We start from the raw sequence: 19354 nt of genomic DNA, 5'->3' as shown, positions 1-19354 counted from the left end.
AGGACCTCCCCTTGATCGCCGACCACACAGACCGCGTGGTCGTCCTTGGCCCAGTCCACCCCCGCCGTGACACGCATGGCAGTGGGGTTGGGGACGATACTCACAGTTGTCTCCTCGCTGTTGCATCAGTGGGAAGACACCCGGTAATCCCGGGACACCGCAGCCGGTCGCTCACTGATCGGCGCTCATCGGCGCATAGCCCTGTAGCCAGTCGGGGTGTCCTGGGCCGCCGGGCCTCACAGAACTCAAGCTGGACCTCGAAGGTCGAGCGGTGATGGCGATGGCCCGGCGGGGACCAGGGGTGCACCCGAACCCTCCCACTCAGCGATCAAACGGGCGACTCGGATACAGGGATGGTGCACCAGTGAGCAGTGAAGCTCCCAGGCCGGCGGTCGCCCTCGCCGCCGCAGTCTGCCTTCGTCGGGTTCCGGTTCCCGTCGGAGGTGATCGTGGTCGCCGTTCGGCTGTACCTTCGCTACAACCTGTCCTACCGCGACGTCGAAGAACTCCTGCTCGAACGAGGGGTTGAGGTCGACCACGTCACCATCTTCCGGTGGGTGCAACGGTTCACGCCGCTGCTGGCCGACGCCGCCCGGTTCTGCCGGCACGCGCCCGGCGACAGATGGTTCGTCGATGAAACATATGTGAAGGTCAACGGTGTGTGGCGGTACGTTGTACCGCGCCGTCGATCAGTACGGCCAGGTCATCGACGTGCTCGTCTCAGCCCGCCGCGATGCCGCCGCGGCCTGCCGGTTCTTCCGCCGAGCGTTGATCACGTTGAAGGTGACGCCGAGCGAGATCGTCACCGACGCCGCCGCTGTCTATCCAGCGGTGCTCGATGAGCTGGTCCCGTCGGCGTGGCATCACGTCGAGCGCTATGCCAACAACCAGATTGAGGCGGATCACAGCCAGCTCAAACACCGGCTCAGACCCATGCGTGGACTACGCACCGATCGAACAGCCACCGTGATCATCGCCGGACACGCCTTCATGCAGAACGTTCGCCGTGGACACTACGAACTCGGCGTCGACGCCGCACGCGGGCTTCGCATCGCGGCGGCGTTCACCGAACTCGCCGCCGCCATCTGAAGCCGGAGGCACCCGGCTGAACCGCGTCTCCCGATCGCCAAATGCAACAGCGCCCCCAAACCTCGCAACAACCCCAATCTTGAGCGACAACCATCGCCGAGCGTGCAGTCACACACACCCGTCGCCAACAAGCCACACCACGCGGCGACCCGGCGCGCGCGCGGCGCAAGGAATGAAAGCCGGACGCCAACGGCCAAGTGGTCCGGCCGCCCTCGACACGGGGTACACCCCGAGGAAGGCGGCCGGACCTACGGTCGTTCTCTAGTGGCATCTCCAGACGATCGCGCGGATGGTGTCGCTGGGATCGTCGGCCTGGCCGGCGATCGTGCGCCCGTCGTCGCTGATCGTCACGGCCAGGAGGCTGGTCGTGCTCGGCTTGTGCTGGAACGGATCCGGCAGCTGCATCCGCTTGTCGCCGGCCACCATCAGGCCGTGGCCCTGTGGGTCGGTGCCGACCATCCAGCCGGAGGCGTTGGCCGTGTCTGGGCGTGTGGCGAAGCCGGGCACCGTTTCGACCGTGCCGGTCGCCAGGTCCCAGCGTAGGCCGCTGACGGGGGCGCCGGCCGGCCGGTTGACGCCGATCACCCAGCCGTTGCGGATGGTGAACGCCCCATAGCCGGTGCCGCTGACGACGGCGGGCGCCGGCAGCCGTCGACCCGTGCCGTCGGGCGCCCAGGCGTAGGCCACGCCGGCCCGCACGCCGCGGGGGTCGGAGGACGTCGTCTGCACACCGCCCGGGATAGTCGTGTAGATCGACCCGATCACCGTGCCGTCCTCGTCGATCGCGCTCGCGATGCCGCCGGTCGCGTCGTCGGGCAGGGCCAGGGGCCGCGGCTCGGCAGTCGGGCTGGACCAGATCAGCGGCCGGCCGGTGCCGTTGTTGCCGACGATGACCTCGGCCGCGTTGATGCCGGCGACCGTGACTCCGTCGCCGCCCGGGAGCTTGGTGACCTTGCCGTCGCGGTAGAGCCAGGCGACCGGACCGCTGTCGACCCAGCTGTTGCCCACCCCGACGCCGGCCGCGTTGACCGCGCTGATCGCCTGGTCCGCGCCGGGGACGGCGACCTTGGTGGCCCGCCCGTCCTGCCACACCAGGACCTGCTGGTCGCCGCCCTTGGGGTACGAGCGACCAAAAATGATGCTTCCGGTCGGGTCGGCCGCGGTCACCAGCGCCATCGTGACGTTGTCCGGGATCGGCAGCTTCTCCGCCTTGCACGACGTCGGGACCGCGATGGCTCGCGCCGTCGCCCGGACGGTCGGCGGGGCCTTGGCGGTGGCGCTCGTACCCCCACTGCTGCCTGACGCGGCGGGGGCAAGCTCGGGTCGGCGGTCGGGGCTACGGGTCGCGGCCAGCGCCACCGGCACCGCCGCCACCGCGGCCAGGGTCAGCACCAGCACGCCGCCCGCGAGTGCCCGACGGCGCAGCCGGCGGCGGCGCCGGCCGTCGCGCATCGCCCGCGCGACATCGATCGACGGCGGCCGCGGTGGCTCGTCGGGCAGGGTCCGCAACAGGTCGCCAGCGTTGTATTCGTTGAGGTCCACGTGCTATCGCTCCTCGGTCAGGACCGCGACCGACCGCTCGCTGAGCAGCCGTCGCAGCGCGTTCAACCCGTGGGACGTCTGGCTTTTGACCGTGCCGACCGTAACGCCGAGCATGTCGGCGACCTCGGCGACGGGCAGGTCGTAGATGAAGCGCAGCACCAGCACCGCCTGTTGGCGGCGGGGCACCTGCGCCAGCGCGGCGCGCAGCACCGAGCGGTCCTCGACCTCGTTCTGCCCCGGCGCCGTGCGGTCCGGTATGTGCGGCGGCTCCGCAAAGAGCCGCACCTTCGACCAGGCGAGCCTGCGCTCGTCGATGAAGGCGTTCACGAGCATGCTGCGCACATACCGGTCCAGGTTTCCGGCCTGCCGGATCTTCGACCACCGCACGTAGAGCGTGGTGATGGTCTGCTGGACGAGGTCGTCAGCGCAGTGCGAGTCGCCGCTGAGCACATATGCGAGACGGCGCAGCGCCGGCTGCCGCGCCGTGACGTACTCCACGTACTCCTGGTCCGCCGAGCTGCCGCCCATCCGAGCCGCCCTCTCCCATCGGGGATTTCGTCCACCCTCAGACGGGATCGACGGACCATTCGGTTGTACGGCATCCGGCGGGGCTTCCGGCTGTGCTTCCGGCGGGGCGGTAGCTGCACAACGCACCGGTGCGCACCGACGCCCGTAGGTGCGCGCCGAGCTCGGGGTGGACCGCCTCGATCCGCCGCAGTACGTCGCGGATCCGCGTCGTGAACTCCGTGCGGGCCCGCTCCCCCGGGCTCCCCGCGCGGCGTGCGCGCCCATCGATGCCGTAGGCGGCGGCGAGCTGCGCGGTCAGCCCCTCCCGTTCCAGGGCGATGCGCCCTGGCTGCCGGGAATCCAGCGCAGCCCCATCAGTAGCGCGGCACAGCAGAGCGGAACGTTGACCAGGAAGATCCATCGCCAGTCGAGTGCCGCGGTCAGCAGGCCCCCGAGGAGCGGACCCAGCAGCGCGCCCGCCGACGCGACCGTGCCCCACAGGCCGAGCGCACGCCCGCGCTCGTCGGCGATGAACAGCCGGCGTATGAGTGTGAATGCCTGGGGGTGCCATCGCAGCCGCCGCCAGCCCTTGGACAACCCGGAACAGGACGAGCCAGCCAACCGACGGTGCCAGACCACACAGCGCCGACGCCACTGCGAAACTCCCGATCCCGGCCAGGAACACCAGTTTGGGGTCGTAGCGATCGCCGAGCCGCCCGGCGACGAGCAACGGAACCGAGAACGCCAACAAATACCCGTCGGTTTCAGCGACGGTTGCCCTGTACTGGTCGAATACCCTACACGGGGTTTGACCTGGGCTTTCACGACCTGGATGATCGGCGATCGTGCTCGTGTCGCTGCTGTACCGGATGCTGGTCACCGTGGTGTCCTGGCTGGCTCTGCTGGCCCGGTCCTCGGCATCAAAGGATGCGGAGATACTCGCGCTGCGTCACGAGAACGCAGTCCTACGTCGGACCAATCCGACACGACGCCTGACCTGGTCGGATCGGGCCGTGCTCGCAGCACTCGCCCGGATCCTGCCCATGGTCCTGCGGGCGCGCCGTATCGTCACGCCGGCCACCCTGCTGCGGTGGCACCGCCGGCTGGTCACAGCGAAGTGGCGCCAACCCAAACCTCCGGGGCGTCCGCCCATCCCGCCCGAGCTGCCGAAGCTGATCCTGCGCCTGGCCCGCGAGAACCGACGCTGGGGCGTGGTACGCATCCAGGGCGAGCTGCGCCGGCTCGGCCACCGCGTGGCCGCCTCCACGATCCGCCGACACCTGCGCGCCCACCGCATCCCGCCACCAGAAAACGGCCGTGACGACTCGTGGCGCACCTTCCTGCGCACCCACGCCAGCACGGCGTTGGCCACAGACTTCTTCCACGTCGACTGCGCCGTGATCCTCCGCCGGCTCTACGTCGCGTTCGTGATCGAACCCGGGTCACGCCGGGTGCACCTGCTCGGCGTCACTCAGCACCCCACCGCCGAGTGGCCATCCAGCTGGCCCGGGAACTGGTCGACGACCTCGAACAGACGGGGCGCCGGTTCACCCACCTGATCCGCGACCGCGACTCGAAGTTCACCGCCGCGTTCGACGCCGTGTTCACCTCGGCCGGGATCGCCACCCTCACATGCGCGCCACAGGCTTCGCGGATGAACGCCTACGCCGAACGGTTCATCCGCACCGTCCGGGCCGAGTGCACCGACCGGATGCTCATCCTCGGCGAAGCGCACCTGCGCCGCGTACTCCACCAGTACGTGGAGCACTACAACACCGGCCGCTCGCACCAAGGCCACGGCATGCGACTGCGCGCCCCCGACGACGAGCCGAACCTGCTGCCCTTCCCCACCCCGGCCGACCGCATCAGGCGCCGAACCGTGCTGGCAGGGCTGATCAACCAATACCAGCAGGCCGCATGAACCGCAGGTCGACCCGGTTGGCGGGATTCTCGACCACTACAGGCGCCACAACGGCGCCGTCCCGGCGCCGTTCAACCCATCCGCCAGCCACACCCGCCCACGCCGGACGACCCCGCTGGTCCCCCATCAACAATCCGCACGAGCCCGACCCGGGAGGTAGACGATCATGTGCTCGCAATTTGCTCCCAACGTAACGGGCACAAACCGAAAGGCTCGTTACCGGACTTCCGGTAACGAGCCTCTGACCTGCAGTTTTACTGGTGGGCGATACTGGGTTTGAACCAGTGACCTCTTCCGTGTCAAGGAAGCGCGCTCCCACTGCGCCAATCGCCCTTGCTAAGCCCCCACATTACGCGGATGGCTTTGAGGTGGGAACGGGATTTGAACCCGTGTACACGGCTTTGCAGGCCGTTGCCTCGCCTCTCGGCCACCCCACCGTGGTGACTACCCGAGCGGACGACGGGATTCGAACCCGCGACCCTCACCTTGGCAAGGTGATGCGCTACCAGCTGCGCTACGTCCGCACCGCCATCTCGTACCTGGCGACGGATGGAAACTTTAGCCGACCGCCATCCCCCATGCCAAACCGGTATCCCGATTCGGTGCGTCGAGGGGGTGCTAGCTGGGGTTTTGCGACGTGGCGGGCGACGGGGCCGGTGACAGGGCTGCGCATGATCGCAGCCCGCTGTACCGCTGGCTGAGCTTTGTGGCCTGTGAACCGGACAGCAGGACGGGCTGGCCGGTGTCGGAGACGACGGCGGGGAGGAACTCGGTCCGGGTCACGGTGCGGGCTCGGACGGTCAGGCGCAGGACGCCCGTCTCTGTGCTCTTCGACGTGCCGTACCACAGGAAGTTTCCCATCCCGTACGCCACGAACGCGCCGCCCAGCCAGCCGGAGCCCTGCAGGGTGTGTGCGTGCGCGCCGATGATGATGTCGGCGCCGGCCTTCGCGAGCTGGGCGGCGAAGGTCTTCTGCTCCGCCGTGGCGCAGCTGTTGGCCTCCTCGCCCCAGTGGTTGAAGACGATCACGAGGTCGGACTGGGCGCGGGCCGCGGTGACGGCCGCCGTGGCGCGCTTCGTGTCGAATGCCATGGCTATGCCGGGCTTGTCCGGGCCGGGCGCCCACGTGGAGGCGAGCTCGTGGACCTGGCTGAAGCCGAGCAGGGCGATTCGGACGCCTTTGATCGTGGTGTACCACGGCGCGTACGCGTCGTCGGCGTTGCGCCCGGCGCCGACGTAGGGGTAGGCGGCCGCGTGCAGGGCGTCGAGGGTGTCCAGCAGGCCCACGCGGCCGTAGTCGAGGGCGTGGTTGTTCGCGATCGTCACCGCGTCGATGCCGGCGGCCTTGAGGGCGTCGATCGCCTTCGGCTCGGTGCGGAAGTGGTACGTCTTCGGCTCGGGCGTGCCGCGCGACGTGATCGCGGTCTCGAGGTTGACGACGGTGAGGTCGGCGTCGGACAGCGTGGCGGCGATCGGGCCGAACGCCGTCGCCGGGTTCTTCAGCAGCGCCGCGGTGCGTTCCATGAAATGCACGTCGCCGGCGAAGACCAGCCGGAGGTCCACCGGGGCGGCGGGAGCCGGGGAAGGCGGTGAGGCCGACCCTGGGTCCGTCGCGGCCGGTGCCGGGGTGGCGGGCGTGGCGGGGGTGCCGCTGCACCCCGCGAGGAGCAGCGCGAGCGCGAGCACACGCACCTTCACCGGCGTCACGCTAACGGGTGAGGGCCCCCTCCCGACAGACCCACCGCTCAATGCGCTAGAGTGTTTTCTCAGTGCGGACGTAGCGCAGCTGGTAGCGCATCACCTTGCCAAGGTGAGGGTCGCGGGTTCGAATCCCGTCGTCCGCTCTTTTGATGGCCATTTTCGCAGTTGTACTGCGGGAATCGCTAAAGCTGCTCCACATGGATGTCGAGCTGCTCCGATCCGGTCTCCTCGACCCGATACCCCAGTGCACGCAAGGCTTCCGTGAGCTTTGCCGCATTGCGCGGACGGGCCCCCGACGCGAGCAGTGCGCGCACGATCCGCCCCTTGGTCGCCTTGTTGAAGTGGCTGACCACTTTCCCGCCGTGCAGCACCCGCACGGTCACGCCGTTGCGCGGGACCCACATCCCGGCGTAGGCCGACGAGCGCAGGTCGAGCACCAGCTCGTCCCCGGCGAGCTCGTCGAGCGCCCCGTCGAGCGCCTTGCGCCAGTGCCCCGCCAGAGGCCCGGTGGAAGGCAGGCGGACCCCGATCGAGCAGCGGTACGCCGGGATGCGGTCCCCGATGCCCACAACGCCCCAAAGCCCCGAGAAGATCAGCAGCTGCTTGCCGGCCCGCCGCTTGGCCGCGGCGTCGAGCGTGGCGAGGTCGAGGGCGTCGTAGAGCACGCCCGTGTAGAGCTTGCCCGCCGGTACCGCCGGCGCCGTCTCCAGCCGCGCGTTGCGGTCGATCTCCCCGGCCAGCCCGGGCGTGAGCCCCAGCGTGCTGAGCGCCGCCTCCGGATCGGCGCTGAGCTTCACCAGATCGTCGAGCACGGCGCGCCGGGCATCACGCAACTCGGGCAGCGTGAGCCGCTCGAGCTCGACGGCATTCCCACGCTTGGGCGCGTCGGCCTTACCTTCGGACGGCGGTAGCAGGATGAGCACCGCCAGACGCTACCGCGCCCGCAGGTCAGCCGACTGTGAAGGTCCCGATGGCGGTCTCACCAGCCAACTGATGTTTGACGGATCCGTCCCACCACACACTTGATCGCCTAGGTACACCTCGTAGAGTGCCGCCTCATGGGTTGGTACGGAACACTCCTGCTCGCCAGGCCCGGCAACGGAAATCTTCCGACGTACCCGGGGGTTCGACAGGCGTTCGGGTCACGGTTCTGTGTTCCGGACCCGATGTGGGGCAACTCGGTAGGGCTGTACGACCTGGGCGACGGCTGGCAACGGGTCGGTGTGCACCCGTTCAACAGAGAGCGGCTGCGGTTGGCGGCAGGCGTCCAGGAGTTGGCCGCCGCAACCGCGGCTCCGGTGCTGGCGGGATGGGTCTCCGAGAGCGCGTGTGCCCACCTGGAAGCCCGCACCCCCGCAGGTGTGGTCGTGTCCATGCACCTACCCAACACCGACGAACGCTGTGGATACGTCCACCTGGACGGCCAGCCGGGACGGGTGGAACCACGCCACGCCGTCGAAGCCTTCGAGGCATGGGCCCACGAGGCCGGGCGGACCCCTGCGACCGACACCATATCGGCCGTCGTCCACGGCGCCTGGAATGAGAGACCGTGCAGGGAGAACGCGGTGCTGGCACTGTTCGCGGCGCTCGGTTTCCCGCCCGGACAGGAGATCCTGCCCGTCATCGACCCACATGACCCAGCGTTCGGAGACTACGACCTCTGGACCAACTTCGCCGACAACAGAGCCGCCACCCTCATCCGCGCGCCGGAGAAAGGCTGGGTGCTGGGTCCCGAGTATGACCTGACCCCGATGGACCGGGACTATCTGCGCTTCGAAGACCTCGTGCGGGGCTCGGTCTACGGCGGCGGGCTCAGCCGCGACGAACTGATCGCCGAGTACGAACAACTGACGGGGCGATGGCCGGACCCGCAATCGAGCCTTCACCGGGGAAACTGACGCGGCCTGCAGAAGCCCAGCTTCACCCCACTGGCGCACCAGCTGCAGGACGCGCTGCACGGACTGTGGTCGGCCGACGGCAAACACCTCGGCTACGCACCGGCACATGCCAGATCGCTACCGCCGACGCCGACGGCGGCAACGCCCGCAATCCTGTTCCAACCCAACGGCGACGTCCTGGGACGCACCACGAACCAGCTGACCCTGCTCAACCTGTGGCAGAGCATGATCAGGTTTGCCACGTCCAGTTGAGGCCGAGCAGTCCGCGGATCCTGTCGCCCAGGTCGTTGACACCGTCGTTGGCGAGTTCCAGCGAGGTGCCGTCCGGCATTTCCAGTTGGTTGCTGCTGCAGCCGGAGAGCGTGAGTCGAAGTCGAGCGGTGACGATCCCGGTGGGTCCGGTGAAGATCACCTCCATCGTGCCGCCGAAGTCGGCCGGACAATTGATGACCCCCTCCCGAACCGCAGCAATCGGCACGCGGTTGACCAGCGCCACCACCTGGTCCACCCGGCTACGATCCGTGACCGTCGCCGGGCCGAAGGTACGGGCCGGTACGGCTTGGTCACCGAGACCTGGGCTCTTTGTGTGCAGGGTGACCGTGATTGTCGTGGTGGCGGTCGGGACCAGGGCCGTTGGCGGCCGGATCGGCAGCCAGGTCGCATAGGCATCCACGCGGACGAGGATTGGTTGCCGCGTCGTGTCGACCTGCACGATGAGCTGCCGTCCGACCAGGACCCCGGGCCGATCGAGCCAGCTGTACATGCGGTTGAACGATCCTGGCCCGGAGCCCCATCCGTCGGCGGTGGCCCCGGCCGGCAGGTAGGCGTCCAGACCCGCCTGCAGCGTCTCGGGGACCGTCTGCACGGTCCACCAGCGGGTTGCCACGCTCGTGTGCGGACGATCTCCCGCCGGGACCATACGACCTTTCATCTCCTGCGACCCGGGCGGCGGCGTGCTCAGACGCAGGGCCGGGCCTGGCACCACGAACGCGTCGGCTCGCTGGGCGGCGTCGGCGTCCGCGGCGGCCCGGTTCGCCGTCGTGCCAGACGTCTCGGTCACATTGGGTGCGACGGTGGCCGGCGTATCGCGTACCACAACGCCCATGCCACCGACGAGTACGAGCACAACCAACCCGCTCAGCACACTCACGCGGCGGGCGCGCCGCCGTGCGACATCGGCCCGGACGCGGTCGAACAGGCTCGGGCCGACGGGCGGCTCCGGCGCAAGAGCGTCCAATGCGGCGTGCAGGTTCGTGGTGACGTCAGCAGGATTCATCGCGGACCCCCGGAAATCGCAGCGGGCGCGAGCGCGACCCGCAGCTTGGCCAGCGCCTTGGCCGACTGGCTCTTGACCGTGCCGACCGAACAACCCATCGCGGCGGCGACCTGCACCTCGGACAGGTCGTTGAAGTACCGCAGTACGACAACCGCACGCTGGCGGCGACCGAGCGCCGACAACGCGCGGGCGACCGCATCACGCAAGTCCACCGACGCGAACTCATCCGCGCCACTGGGCGAGTCGGGCAACGTGCCAGTTGCGTACTCTCCGCGCCAACGCCGCCGACGCGCGCTCAAGTAGACGTTGACCAGCACGCGGCGCATGTACGCATCGGGATCACCAGCCTCGACGACCCGAGTCCACCGCGGCCACACACGCACCAGCGCGGCCTGCACCAGATCCTCGGCCGCGTGCCAGTCGCCGGTCATCAACCACGCCGCCCGCAGAAGGCCGCGCTGCCGTGCCGCGACATAGTCACGAAACCCGTCCGGCTCAGCCACAGCCCATCCCCCAACCTCGCGTCTGCCGAATACACCACTCGGCCAGCCGCGACGGTTGCCCGCCATGAACTCCGGCGTCGTGCGACGACGCTGGGGCGTCAACGGCCTTCGTCGTCCCTCAGCAGCCGGCGCTGCAGGTCGGTGAGCGGGGTGTCCCGGGCCACGGAGTGCGTTCCGTCGGACAGGAGCACCTGGTGCAGCCGGTCCAGGTCGGTGCGGACCGCCGCCCACGGCAGTTCCGCGTCGTACTCGGTGAGCCGGATCAGCAGCAGCGCGAGCCAACTGGTCAGGGGGAAGCCGCCGTCCCGGCCGGGCACGCCGGTCGACGGCCGCGAGCCGGCCACCAGATCGGCGAGGTCCCGGGCCGTCTCCTCGGCCGCCGCATAGCCCCTGGCGACGTCGGCGAGGTCGAGGCCCGGATCGGTGACGTGCAACAGGTGCTCCGTCATGCCGGCGGGCTCGTCGAACTTCACGACGAGCCGCCGCTCGCCCGCCTTCTGCTCCGGCAAGGTCCGCAACTCCAGCCGGTCCACGCCGAAGCGATCGTTCGCCCGGCGGGGCTCGTCGCCGAGGCCGGCGGCCACGCCCGGCGAGCCGGCACGGATGCGGGCGAGCCGGCCGAACTCCTCTTGCGCCACGAACGCCGCCGCCTGCACCCGATACGTCGATGGCCTGGTGCCGGCCGGCCACGTCCACAGCCGCAGCGGCACGCCGCAGTCGGTGACCGCCATCGCGAAGCGTTGCCCGGCCGCGCCGGGGGGTGGTGCCGGGTCGGCGATCGTCGACAGGCACACCATCGCTCGGATGAGGCCGCGCAGCGGCTCGAGCACGGCCGCCTCGATCGCGATGCGGAAATCCGGATCGGTCAGCAGCCGCCGCGCTTCGCCCAGCGACTCGCCGGAGAGCCGGGACACGCGAGGAATGGCTACGTCGCGGCTCGCCCACTCGGCGATCCCGGCCGCGGACCGCGGCCGCATCGCGCGGTGCGCGACGGTGGCGAAGACGGCCCGTTCGACATCCGCCGGCGCGTGGAACGGGGCGCCGCGCAGCAGCTGGTCGAGCTTGAGGAAACCCCACTGTACGTCGAGGATGCGTGCCGTTCCGGCCGACCGCGAGTCGACCACGGCGGACGGGCCACCGGCCGCCCGGGCCGATGTGCTACCGGCCGAGCCACCAGACGAGAAGCCCGACCACAAGGACTGCAAGGACGACAGCACCTGCTGCGGCCCCAGGCCGGCTGACGGCTGCTGTGCGGGCACTTTTCCGGCCCCGCGGGAACGTCACCTGCTCCTTCAGCTCGGAGCTGACCGCTCGCCAGGGGCGTAGCTGGGCAAGGTCGTCGACGCCGACCGTGTCGGTGTGCAGCGCGATCACGCGGTCGCGGGGAAACGCCGCCAGATCGCCGGGGCTCAGTGCCGCCAACGCCCCGGCGACCGCGGCCATTGCGCCCGCCGGGAGGCCGATGCTGGCGTCGACCGGCGCGCCGCTCAACGCGGGCAGGGATGCGGGCACCGGCCAGCGACCGGCGTCGAAGTCGATCGCCGGGGTGCCGTCGGTCCAGCGCACCGGCAGCGCGGCGCCCAACTCGCCGGCGAACGCGGCGACGGCGGCGCTCACGAGCGGGCCGTGGTCGGCACCCGGCGGCGCGACACCGAGCAGCGTCGCCCTGATCGGCCGGTTCTGGTAGTCGCCCTGATCGGGGGCTCCCGGCACCTCGAGCCGGCTCGCCACGAGGACGTACCCGCCGTCGGCGACGCGGGCGAGGACGATCGAGGGCATACGCGGCGACGTCAGCCGCAGCAGCTGCCCTCCGGCCAGTTCCATGTACATGACGGACACCGGCGCGGCCGGGTCACCGGCCGGATCGAGCGGGAACCAGGCATAGTCCTGGTTCGGGCGCACGCCCGCCGTCTGCAGGTACCAGGCCGGCTTCACGGCAGCTCCAGGTACGGGTGGCGGACCAGAACCTCGAATCCGTCGTGTTCCTTGCACTCGACGCCGAACTGGCGCAGGCCCTGGGTGAACGGCAGGTCGGCGTTGTTCCACCAGGTCACGAACCACTCCCCGAACGTCTTCGGGCGGTGGCTGTAGGCGTTGACCACGAACCGCAGCATCCAGCGCAGCGGCTGATCGGTGTCGCGGGGTGCGTAGCTCCCGCCGATCTGGGACAGCCGGAAGACCTCCCGCACGCCGTCGGCGCGCGTCTCGAAGCGGGAGAACCGCATCGAACCGATCGTCTGCACCGGGGTCAGCACCGAGCCGGCCTTCGCCCCGTCGAGTCCGGCGGGGAGGCTGGAGATGTAGGAGATCAGGCTGGCGTACCGCTTCTTCACCTGGTCGCCGAGCTCGCGCGCCCCGGCGGCCGTGGCCACGTACTTCTCGCACTTGAGCGGCACGAACACCACCAGCCGCCGGCCCTGCGCGGCGAGCGCGTCCCGGACGAACTCCATGACCAGCTCCGGCTGGTTGACCTCGTCGTTGTACCGGCCGTCCCGCTCCATCAGCGCCGGGCTGTCGATGGCGACGAAGAGCACGGCGCTGCGGCTCACGGCGGCGTCGAGCAGGTCGCGCATCGGGCCGGTCTCGGCGAGCAGGCTTCCAGGGCTGTCGGTGAACCGCAGCGTCAGCTGCGGCGGCCGCTTGCCGCGGCTGCCGAGACCGAAGAGGTACTCGCGCACGTCCGCGTTGCCTTCGATGCCCTTCTGCCGCTGCACGCCCTGGGCGAACTGGCGCAGCTCCTGCCGGTACCCCTGCAGGGTCGTCCGCGTCGCGTGGTCACTGGTGGACAGCTCCAGCGCGGTCGCGCCGACCACGTCCTGGAACTGGTCGTAGAGCGAGACCAGCAGCGAGGTCTTGCCCGCGCCCCGGGGGCCCAGCATGGTCACGTCCATGACCCGGCCCAGCTTCTCGTCCCTGGTGAACATGGCTCACACCGCCGTCTCGGCGACCGCGGCCACCGCGGCCACCGCCTGGTTCCAGTGGTTGAACAGCGCGGTGTTGGCGGCGAGCGCCTCGAACTCGTCGGCCCACACCTCCGAGCGCAGCGACTCGTAGAGGGCCCGCCACTCGTCCTGGGCGCCCTCCGAGCGCAGCACCCGGTCGCGGAACTCCTCCGCCACCGCGAACACCGCCTCGTACGGCTCGTGCGCCATCCGTTCCAGCTCGTACTCGATGTCGGACAGGGTCTCGGCGATGAGCTCCTCCAGGATGTACTGGATGTCCCCCGGCCCCGCGTCGGTCCTGAACTGGATGGTGTCCGGGGCGAAGTTGCGCAGCGAGCGGCGCACCCGGTGCTGGATGAAGCCCCGGTAGTTGAGGGTGAAGTCGGCGACGAAGCGCAGGCCGTAGGACAGCTCGCCGGAGGCCGCCGGCACCTGCTCGGCCAGCATCTCCAGGAACTCGCGGCCCTCCTGCGGGCCGAGGGTGCCGAGCCGGCCGGCGTCGCGCAGCACCTCGGCGACGGCCCGGTGCATCGCGTCGACCCTGGCCTTCAGGGCGACGTCGAGGGCGAGGAACTGCCGCGACACCCGCGCCCTCGTCTCGTCGACGAGCTCGGCGAGCGCGGCGCTGTAGGAGCCGGCCTCGTCGCGGCGGTCGTCGATCTCCCCGATCGTGGGCGCGACGATCTCCTCCCGGGCCACCTGGACCGCCTGCCGGATCTGCTCCATGAGCTCCTCGTCGGTCGCGGTCGCGTCCTCCTGGAACTCCCGCACGAGCCGCTCCAGCGACCGGGCCAGGGCGCGGTGCGCGACGTTGAACAGGTCGAGGAACCGGGGGAACCAGGCGCCCTGCGGCGCGGCCCGCGCGCTCAGCGCACGGGCATCGGTGACCAGCCGCTGCGCCTCAGCCAGCAGCACCTCCAGTTCCTGCCGGCGCCGCTGCAGCAGGCTGCCGTCGAGCTCGTCGACGACGGACACCGCGTGGTCCACGACCCGGTCGAACGCGGCGGCCACCTCGGTCGCATCGGTGCAGTTGGCCGCGATGATGTCCACGACGCGCATCGGCGAGCGGCGGACCATGCCGGGAAACTGCTCCACCATCGCGGCGTTGTCGCCGTCCTCGCTGCGCACCACGTTGAGCAGCAGGAACGACCAGCGGTCCAGCGCCAGCTCGGGCAGTGCGTTGCGGGCGATGTCGTAAAGGTCGATGTCGGTGTCGTGGACGTCGTCGCGGAACGGGTCGGGCCGCCGTACGAACAGGACGATGTCGACCTCGCCGTCGATCGCCTGGCGCAGCAGGTGCTCGTCGCGCAGGTTGGTGTCGCCCAGGCCCGGCAGGTCGACGACGGCCAGCTTGCCCAGGTCGTCCGCCCCGAACGGGGCGGTGATCCGGACCCGGCGCACCGCGCGGAAGTCGTGGATCGCGTGCCCCTGGCCGTCGTGCTGCGCGACGAAACGGATGATCTCCGCGGGCTTGATGGGCTGGACCCGGACGTGGCCGTCCAGGTGTCCCCGGTACGCGTGCAGGTGCTCACGGTAGTTGCGCAGGTGCTCGTGGGCGGAGACGGCCCGGGTGCCGCTGCCCTCCGGCAGCTCGGGGAACTCATCGTCCCGGAACGCGTTCAGCGAGGCCGGCGGCGATCCGAGCCCCAGAGCCGCGTAGTACGGCCGGACCAGGTCCTCCAGGAACGAGGCCTCGTCGTGGAACTCGACCTCCGCCGACGTCGACCCGGCGCCGTGCCGGATCAGGCTCGGTACGCCGGTCATGAACCCGCCCCGGGCGGCCGGGATCTCCTGGCTGGTGAGGCCGGTCAGCGTCTGCAGGAACCGGCTCTTGCCCTGCCCGCTGCGGCCGACCGCGCCGATGGTCAGGGTGGGCCGGCGGAAGCGGGCGTCGGTGCGGCCCACGTCCCGGCGCACCGCGGCCACGCCGCGGCGCAGGTCGGCGATGCCGGCGGCCACCAGGTCCAGCTCGGCGCGGGCGTCGTCGTCGACCTTCGCGGTCAGCGCGACCCGCGCCGTTTCGAGCCGGACGAGTGCCTGGTCCAGCCCAGCGGCGACGTGTTCGACGGCGGCAAGCTCCTGAGCCCGTTCCTCCCGCCGGCGCAGGATCCGCTCGATCCCCTCAGCACGACTCACCCCGTCGTCTCCCTTGACTCGCGTCGAGCAGTCCCGGCCGTGGAGCACCCGATGCTACCGAGGATCCGCAACGCGCTACGACGGCCGGTCGGATGATCCATTCCGCCAAGGGCTGGTGTCGGGGCCCAGTAGGCGGGTCTTCGCCGCGTCGTACTCGGACTGGGTGAGTGCGCCCGAGCGGTGCAGCTCGGCCAGCCTGGACAGCTGGTCGACCAGGTTGTCCTGCCTCGGCTCGGGCGCCAGCGCTTCGAGGACGGCCAGGCGGGTCGGGTCCGCCGGGTCGTACTCGACCGTGAACCGGTCGCCCGGGCGCGGCGGGGCCAGGCGCGACACGAGCTTCGTCGCCACCGCCTCGAACGCCGCCGAACCGTCGGCCGGCTCGACCCGCAGTCGCAGCCTCGCCAGCGGGTCGTCGTTCAGCGTGGCGCCGGTGTCGGAGACCGACAGCACGGTGCCCACCGCCGGTTGGCCGGGCCCCGCCAGGGTGTGCTGCGTTCCCGCGAAAACGGTGTGCATCAGCTTCGCGCCGACCTGCCGCGTCATGCGTTGGGTGTACGCGACCAGCGCGACGACGCCGAGCCCGACGACCAGGAAGATCGCCCCTAAAAGCCAGCCGAGTTCGTTGCCCGCCACGGCGGCCGCGACGGCGCCCGCGACGAGTGCGGTGACGAGCGCGCCCGCCACCCGCAGGCCGCCGCCGGCGGCGATGGCGATCGAGGCCACCATAAGGCCGCCGATGAAGGCGGCCATGACGACGCCGATCGAGGGTTGGCAGCTTCCGGCCGCCTCGCAAGCGCCGAGGTTGAGGATGCCGTCCATGCCGAATCCGACCGCGACCGAGGCGACGAAACCGATCGCGGTGGCGATAACCACACGGGCCTTCACGTGCCACAGGTTAGAGATCGGCCGGCGGCGCGAGCCGGGTGCGACGCAGTTCCGACAGAGGGTGGGTGCGCAGCGCCGACCGGGCGATTCGTAGTAGGGTGGCCACCCCTGGTGACGCCGATGTTGAGGGCCTTGTGGAGTTCGGGATTCTCGGACCGCTCGCGGTGTCGGACGGCGGTCGTGCGGTGGTGGTCAGCGGGCTGCGTGCGCAGCGGGCGCTGGCCGGGCTCATCGTGCATGCCGGGCAGGTTGTCAGCATTGAGACGCTTGTCGATTATGTCTGGGACGAGCCGCCGCCCACCGCGCGGCAGCAGATTCATACCGTGGTGTACCGGCTGCGGCGGCAGCTCGGCGAAGCGTTGTACACCGACGTCGCCGGGTACCGGCTCGACCTGAAGGCGGCCAGGCTCGACGCCGCCGAGTTCGCCGTGGCGGTACAGCGGGGGCGTGGGCTCATCGCCGCGGACGATCTCGCCGGAGGGGCGCGAGAGCTGCGGCGGGCGCTGGAGATGTGGCGCGGCAGGGCGTTCGAAGGGGTGCCCGGGGAGCGGATCGGGACGCACGCCACGCGGCTCGAGGAGGAGCGGCTCGCGGCGTTCGAGGAGTGCGCGGAGGCGGAGCTCGAGCTCAAGCAGCACCGCACGCTCATCCCCCAGCTGCAGGCGCTCGCGGCCGAGCAGCCGCTGCGGGAAGGGCTGGCCACGCTGCTGGTGACGGCGCTGGCCAGGGACGGGCGGCAGGCCGACGCGATCCGGCACTACCACGCGGTGGTCGGCACGCTGCGCGACGAGCTCGGCGTGGAGCCCGGGCACCGGCTCCAGGCGGCGTACCTGGCCACGCTGCGCGACACCGACCGGCCGGTGCGGACGCCGACGAGACAACTGCCGCGGGCGCCTCGGCGGCTGGTCGGGCGCGAGGACGAGCTGCGGCGCCTGGTCAACCTCGACAGCGACCGGCGCGTCGTGGTCGTGGACGGGATGGCGGGCGTCGGGAAGACGGCGCTCGTGCTGACCGCGGCGCACGCGCTGGCCGAGGACTTCGCGGACCTGCAGCTGCACATCGACCTGCAAGGGCACAGCGACAAGGCGCCCGTCGAGCCGCACGAGGCACTCGGGGTACTGCTGCGGCGTCTCGGACTGCGCCCGCCCGACGACCCGGACGAGCGGGGCGAGCTGTGGCGCGAGCATCTGCTCGGGCGCCGCGGCGTGATCGTGCTCGACAACGCCGGCGGTGCGGCGCAGGTCGAGCCGCTCCTGCCGCACGGCAGCCCGAGCGTGGTGCTCGTGACCAGTCGCACGCGGCTGGCACCGATCGACGGGGCCGTCGGGCTCTCGCTGGAGCCCCTCGCCGCGGCGGCGGGGGTGGCGCTGCTGCGGGAGACCACCGACGAGCGCGTCGACGCCGATCCGGCCGCGGCGTCGGCGGTCGTGGGGATGTGCGGCGGGCTGCCGCTGGCGATCCGGCTCGTCGGGCACCGGCTGCACCACCGGCCGCGCTGGACGGTGGGGATGCTCTCGCACGAGCTGGCCTCGGCCGAGCTCACGCCGATCGACGTCAGCGCCGAGAAGCTGAGCGTCGCGGCGGCGTTCGACGTGTCGTACCGGCAGCTCGACGAGCCGGACCGGCGGCTGTTCCGCCGGCTCGGGCTGCACCCGCCCGGTGCGTTCGCGGCGGAGCCGGCCGCGGCGCTGGCCGGGATGGGGGCCGGCGAGGCGCGGCGGCGGCTGGAGGACCTGGTCGAGGTGAACCTGGTCCAGGCCGACGCGCCGGGGCGCTACCGGCTGCACGACCTGCTGCGCGCGTACGCGGGCTCGCTGGTCGACGACGACGAGCGCGGGCCGGCGATCGAGCGGATGATCGAGTACTACCGGGCCGCGCTGGAGGCCGCCGGGCAGCACCTCGAGATCATGCGCGGCGCGAGCAAGGCGACGATGCGGGCGGCCGAGAGCGCGCTCTGGGTCGGCGAGCACTGGTCGGTCATCGTCGCGCTGACCGAGCTCGCCGCGCAGCTGGGCGCGCACCGGCAGGCACTGGCGCTCGCGCGGCTCGCCGGGCCGTCGGCGCGGGTCTTCGGCTTCAACTCCGACGCGCTGCGCCTCGTCGAGCTGGTGCGCCCGGCCGTCGTCGCGCTGGGCGACGACCCGCTGGCCGCGATGGCCAGCCGGCAGGCGGCCGGGAACTTCCTGCAAGCCGGGCGGTACGCGGACTGCCGGGCCGCGCTGGAGAGCGCCGAGGGCATCTACCGCCGGCTCGGCGACGAGCGGCGGGTCCGCGAGATGCAGGTGCACATGGTGACGCTGCTGTGGCACGAGGGCCGGCCCGCCGAGGCGCTCGAGCTTGGCCGGCGGGTCGCCGCCGCCGCGGAGGCCGCCGGGGAGGAGCGCTGCCGGCAGGGCGCGCTGTCCGAGGCGGCCGCGGCGGCGTACCAGCTCGGCCGGTACGAGCTGGCCCGTGACCTGCTCGAGCGCGTCGCGACCCGGATCGACTCGCGCGCCACGATCAGCATCACGCTCGCCCTCGGCTGGCTCGGCAAGGTCCGGCTCGCCCTCGGCGACCCGGGGCCGGCCGGGGCGCTGCTGATCTGGGCGATCCGGCTCAAGCTGCAGCACGGCAACCTCGGCGGCGCCGCCGAGGCCCTGGCCGACTACGGCCGGGCCGTGGCCGCGGGCGGCGACGCCGAGGCGGGGCTGCGGTACGTGCGGGCCGCGGCCGAGCAGGCCCACCGCCTCGGCGACGCGTACTTCGGCGCGATCATCGACAACGACCTGGGCGAGATGCTGACGTCGCTCGGCCGCGGCGCCGAGGCGGTCGAGCACCACGAGCGCGTGCTGCGCCGCGGCGAGGCCCGCCCTTACGAGCGGGCCCGGGCCCAGGCCGGGATCGAGGCCGCCACGAACGGCACTACTCAGGGCGCCGACGACGTCACTTTCGGATGACAGGCCGCAAGGCAGTGC

Annotated in this window: 16 protein-coding genes, 4 tRNA genes and 2 pseudogenes; 6 read left to right on the top strand and 16 right to left on the bottom strand. The window is 71.2% G+C overall.

Annotated elements, in window-relative coordinates; translation table 11 throughout:
- Positions 1–371: 371 nt before the first annotated feature.
- Positions 372–1089: pseudogene (locus ABD901_RS29180) on the top strand (IS6 family transposase).
- 261 nt (positions 1090–1350) lie between these two features.
- Here the strand turns inward: ABD901_RS29180 and ABD901_RS29175 are convergent.
- The 4 genes and pseudogenes from ABD901_RS29175 to ABD901_RS59155 form a co-directional block, all read right to left on the bottom strand.
- Positions 1351–2631 (bottom strand): hypothetical protein, encoded by a 1281-nt coding sequence (locus ABD901_RS29175; RefSeq protein WP_345131300.1) that lies wholly within the window; start codon positions 2629–2631, stop codon positions 1351–1353.
- Between the two features lie 3 nt (positions 2632–2634).
- Positions 2635–3159, bottom strand: coding sequence for a SigE family RNA polymerase sigma factor (locus ABD901_RS29170; RefSeq protein WP_345131298.1), 525 nt, complete (start codon positions 3157–3159; stop codon positions 2635–2637).
- A 294-nt stretch (positions 3160–3453) separates the two neighbouring features.
- Positions 3454–3735 carry an MFS transporter gene (locus tag ABD901_RS29165; protein WP_345131297.1) on the bottom strand — a complete coding sequence of 94 codons (282 nt, stop codon included), beginning with the start codon at positions 3733–3735 and terminating at the stop codon, positions 3454–3456.
- A gap of 25 nt (positions 3736–3760) precedes the next feature.
- Positions 3761–4018: pseudogene (locus ABD901_RS59155) on the bottom strand (hypothetical protein); the annotation flags it as partial.
- Between ABD901_RS59155 and ABD901_RS29160 the strand changes: the two are divergent.
- Positions 3984–4697: an integrase catalytic region gene (locus tag ABD901_RS29160; RefSeq protein WP_345131295.1), complete on the top strand. Its 714-nt coding sequence runs from the start codon at positions 3984–3986 to the stop codon at positions 4695–4697. The pseudogene ABD901_RS59155 and the gene ABD901_RS29160 overlap by 35 nt on opposite strands.
- Positions 4628–5059, top strand: coding sequence for an integrase core domain-containing protein (locus tag ABD901_RS29155; protein ID WP_345131293.1), 432 nt, complete (start codon positions 4628–4630; stop codon positions 5057–5059). Before ABD901_RS29160 ends, ABD901_RS29155 begins: the two co-directional genes overlap by 70 nt.
- 258 nt (positions 5060–5317) lie before the next feature.
- Here ABD901_RS29155 and ABD901_RS29150 read toward each other — a convergent pair.
- The 4 genes from ABD901_RS29150 to ABD901_RS29135 all read right to left on the bottom strand — a co-directional run bounded on the left by ABD901_RS29150 (position 5318) and on the right by ABD901_RS29135 (position 6757).
- Positions 5318–5392 (bottom strand) — tRNA-Val (locus ABD901_RS29150).
- 33 nt (positions 5393–5425) lie between these two features.
- Positions 5426–5496: transfer RNA gene (locus ABD901_RS29145), tRNA-Cys, on the bottom strand.
- A 14-nt stretch (positions 5497–5510) separates the two neighbouring features.
- Positions 5511–5583 (bottom strand) — tRNA-Gly (locus tag ABD901_RS29140).
- A 94-nt stretch (positions 5584–5677) separates the two neighbouring features.
- On the bottom strand, positions 5678–6757 hold the full coding sequence (locus tag ABD901_RS29135) for a CapA family protein (protein WP_345131291.1): 1080 nt from the start codon (positions 6755–6757) through the stop codon (positions 5678–5680).
- 73 nt (positions 6758–6830) lie between these two features.
- On the opposite strand from ABD901_RS29135, the gene ABD901_RS29130 reads away from it, so the two are divergent.
- Positions 6831–6903: transfer RNA gene (locus ABD901_RS29130), tRNA-Gly, on the top strand.
- 39 nt (positions 6904–6942) lie between these two features.
- Here the strand turns inward: ABD901_RS29130 and ABD901_RS29125 are convergent.
- Complete coding sequence (locus ABD901_RS29125) at positions 6943–7683, bottom strand: YaaA family protein (RefSeq protein ID WP_345131290.1); 741 nt, start codon at positions 7681–7683, stop codon at positions 6943–6945.
- Between the two features lie 243 nt (positions 7684–7926).
- On the opposite strand from ABD901_RS29125, the gene ABD901_RS29120 reads away from it, so the two are divergent.
- Positions 7927–8658 (top strand): hypothetical protein, encoded by a 732-nt coding sequence (locus ABD901_RS29120; protein WP_345131288.1) that lies wholly within the window; start codon positions 7927–7929, stop codon positions 8656–8658.
- A 229-nt stretch (positions 8659–8887) separates the two neighbouring features.
- On the opposite strand, the gene ABD901_RS29115 is transcribed toward ABD901_RS29120, so the two are convergent.
- The 7 genes from ABD901_RS29115 to ABD901_RS29085 form a co-directional block, all read right to left on the bottom strand.
- Complete coding sequence (locus tag ABD901_RS29115) at positions 8888–9523, bottom strand: hypothetical protein (protein WP_345131285.1); 636 nt, start codon at positions 9521–9523, stop codon at positions 8888–8890.
- Between the two features lie 407 nt (positions 9524–9930).
- Positions 9931–10437: a SigE family RNA polymerase sigma factor gene (locus ABD901_RS29110; protein WP_345131284.1), complete on the bottom strand. Its 507-nt coding sequence runs from the start codon at positions 10435–10437 to the stop codon at positions 9931–9933.
- A gap of 98 nt (positions 10438–10535) precedes the next feature.
- A complete protein-coding gene (locus tag ABD901_RS29105; RefSeq protein ID WP_345131282.1) occupies positions 10536–11561 on the bottom strand; it encodes a hypothetical protein in 1026 nt (341 codons plus the stop codon).
- A 34-nt stretch (positions 11562–11595) separates the two neighbouring features.
- On the bottom strand, positions 11596–12372 hold the full coding sequence (locus ABD901_RS29100; RefSeq protein ID WP_345131279.1) for a hypothetical protein: 777 nt from the start codon (positions 12370–12372) through the stop codon (positions 11596–11598).
- Complete coding sequence (locus ABD901_RS29095; protein ID WP_345131278.1) at positions 12369–13361, bottom strand: TRAFAC clade GTPase domain-containing protein; 993 nt, start codon at positions 13359–13361, stop codon at positions 12369–12371. Before ABD901_RS29095 ends, ABD901_RS29100 begins: the two co-directional genes overlap by 4 nt.
- A 3-nt stretch (positions 13362–13364) precedes the next feature.
- Positions 13365–15515, bottom strand: a complete 2151-nt coding sequence (locus tag ABD901_RS29090; protein ID WP_345131277.1) for a hypothetical protein — start codon at positions 15513–15515, stop codon at positions 13365–13367.
- A 75-nt stretch (positions 15516–15590) separates the two neighbouring features.
- Positions 15591–16400 (bottom strand): SHOCT domain-containing protein, encoded by an 810-nt coding sequence (locus ABD901_RS29085; protein WP_345131275.1) that lies wholly within the window; start codon positions 16398–16400, stop codon positions 15591–15593.
- 134 nt (positions 16401–16534) lie between these two features.
- On the opposite strand from ABD901_RS29085, the gene ABD901_RS29080 reads away from it, so the two are divergent.
- Positions 16535–19336, top strand: a complete 2802-nt coding sequence (locus tag ABD901_RS29080) for an AfsR/SARP family transcriptional regulator (RefSeq protein WP_345131274.1) — start codon at positions 16535–16537, stop codon at positions 19334–19336.
- Positions 19337–19354 lie beyond the last annotated feature (18 nt).

This window comes from Dactylosporangium darangshiense (assembly GCF_039537565.1).
In the GTDB taxonomy this organism is placed as follows: Bacteria; Actinomycetota; Actinomycetes; order Mycobacteriales; family Micromonosporaceae; genus Dactylosporangium; species Dactylosporangium darangshiense.
This window is presented reverse-complemented; position numbering and strand designations above follow the sequence as displayed.